Below are 2,075 nucleotides of genomic sequence, written 5' to 3' on the forward strand. Positions count from 1 at the left end.
AGCTGAACCCCGGGGAGCTGTACCCGGTGACGCGCTTCCTGGAGATGGCGGCCCGGGCGACGCAGCTGCTCCGCCCGCAGCTGGGGGACTGGGCGCAGTCGCTGCACTACATCGGGACGCAGGCCACGGTGGACTTCCTGGCCTCCATGTTCGGCCGGGAGCTGATGCAGGCCTCGCGGCGCGACCCCCGGCTGCTGCTGCAACACCTGGCCAACGGCTACCGGACGGCGGTGAGCTATGGCGAGCGCACCGTGCTGTGGACCGGGGACCGCAGCGCGCGCTTCGTGATGCGCCGGGACTTCATGCCCGCGCCCTACCACGAGGGCGTCCTGCTGGGGGCGCTGGAGGCGGTGGGCGCCCAGGACGTGCGGGTGCACGGACGCCAGCTCTCCCTGCTCGACAGTGAATACGACGTTTCCTGGTAGTCCGGGTCGCTCCCGGCTGGGGCGGAGGACGGGGGGCGGGACGTTCACCAGCCAGCGGTCGGAAGCGAACGTCCGGCATTTCTCCCGGAGGTGTGACAGGCAGGGCCACTAGCATGCGTGGAGCAGGCCCGTCGCCGGATGCTGCGGTATTTCCGGCCCTACACCCGGGAGGAGTCACGCGAATGGATGCAGCACAAGGCTCCCGGCCGGCGCGGCGGTGGGCCCCCGGGCGGAGCGCTCCCGGCACGGCGCCCGGCCGTGTCCAGGTCCCTCTCCAGGTCGCATCCCTCCGGGTGGCGGTGACGGCCGGGGCACGGGCATGACGCCCTTCCGGCTGCTGCTGGTGGAGGACAACGCCAACGACGCGGCGCTGGTGATGGCGGAGCTGGAGCAGGCGGGCTACCGGCCCACGACGCATCGGGTGGAGACGCTCGTGGGGCTTCGCGAGGCGCTGGCCACCGACGACTGGGACCTGGTGCTGTGCGACTACCGGCTGCGGGGCTTCAGCGCGCTGGACGTGCTGGGGGTGCTCCACGCGGTGGGGCGGGACGTGCCGCTCATCGTCCTGTCCAGCCAGCTCAGCGAGGAGCAGGCCGTCACGCTGATGAAGGCGGGCGCGCGCGACTGCTTCTCCAAGGACCGGCTGGCGCGGCTGGGGCCGGCGGTGGCGCGCGAGCTGGAGGAGACGCGCGTGCGGCGCGAGCGCGCGCGGGCGGAGGTGGACCGCGAAATCCTGGCCCGGGCCAGCGAGATGCTCAGCGCGTCGCTGGAGCAGGAGGCGCGGTTGGATCAGCTCGTCCAGCTGGTGGTGCCCCGGGTGGCGGACTGGAGCGCCTTCTTCCTCCACGACCCGGAGCGGGGCGGGCTGAAGCTGGTGGCGCTGGCGCACCCGGACGCGGCCCGGCGCGCCCTGGCGATGAAGCTGCACCAGCGCTACCCCCTGGAGCCGCAGGCCACCGGGGGCCCCATGCACGTCCTGCGCACGGGCACGTCGGAGCTGGTGGCGGACGTGCGCCTGCGCGCCGAACCCATCCACGGGGACGCGGGGCACCAGCGCGGGCTGGAGGAGCTGGGCCTGCGCTCGGTGGTGAACGTGCCGCTGCCCGGCCGCGACGGTGTGCTGGGCGTGCTGTCCCTGGGCACGCTCGGCGAGCGCACGCTGGGCCGGGTGGACCTGTCGCTGGCGCAGGAGCTGGCGCGGCGGACGGGCCTGGCCCTGGAGAACGCGCGGCTGTTCCAGGAGGCGCGCGAAGCGGTGCGCCTGCGCGACGAGTTCCTCACCGTGGCCGCGCACGAGCTGCGCACCCCCCTCACCACGCTGCGGCTGCAACTGGGAACGCTGCTGCAGCGCTCGGAGGCGCACCGCCTGGATCCGGAGGTGGTGGCGCGCCTGGAGCGCAGCGTGCGCCAGGTGCGGCGGCTGGGCACGCTGGTGGAGGGGCTGCTGGACGTGTCGCAGCTGAGCAGCGGCGAGCTGTCGCTGATGCCGGAGCGCTTCGACCTGGAGGAGCTGGTGGCGGAGGTGCTGGAGCGCTACCAGGCGGAGGCCGCGGCGGCGGGGTGTGAGCTGCGCCAGTCGCCGCGCCGCGGGCTGTGGGGCACGTGGGACCGGCTTCGGGTGGACCAGGCGGTGGCGGCGTTGATATCCAA

2 protein-coding genes are annotated in these 2,075 nt (G+C 73.9%); both read left to right on the forward strand.

Annotated elements, in window-relative coordinates; translation table 11 throughout:
- Nucleotides 1-425, forward strand: a 425-nt coding sequence (locus D7V93_RS42235) for a TIGR02265 family protein (RefSeq protein ID WP_120648591.1), incomplete at its 5' end; no start/stop codon positions are given.
- A gap of 319 nt (nt 426-744) precedes the next feature.
- Nucleotides 745-2,075: histidine kinase dimerization/phospho-acceptor domain-containing protein (locus tag D7V93_RS42240; RefSeq protein ID WP_120648592.1), on the forward strand; the 1,331-nt coding region annotated here is incomplete at its 3' end.

It is taken from the genome of Corallococcus llansteffanensis, from assembly GCF_003612055.1.
GTDB classification, from domain to species: Bacteria; Myxococcota; Myxococcia; order Myxococcales; family Myxococcaceae; genus Corallococcus; species Corallococcus llansteffanensis.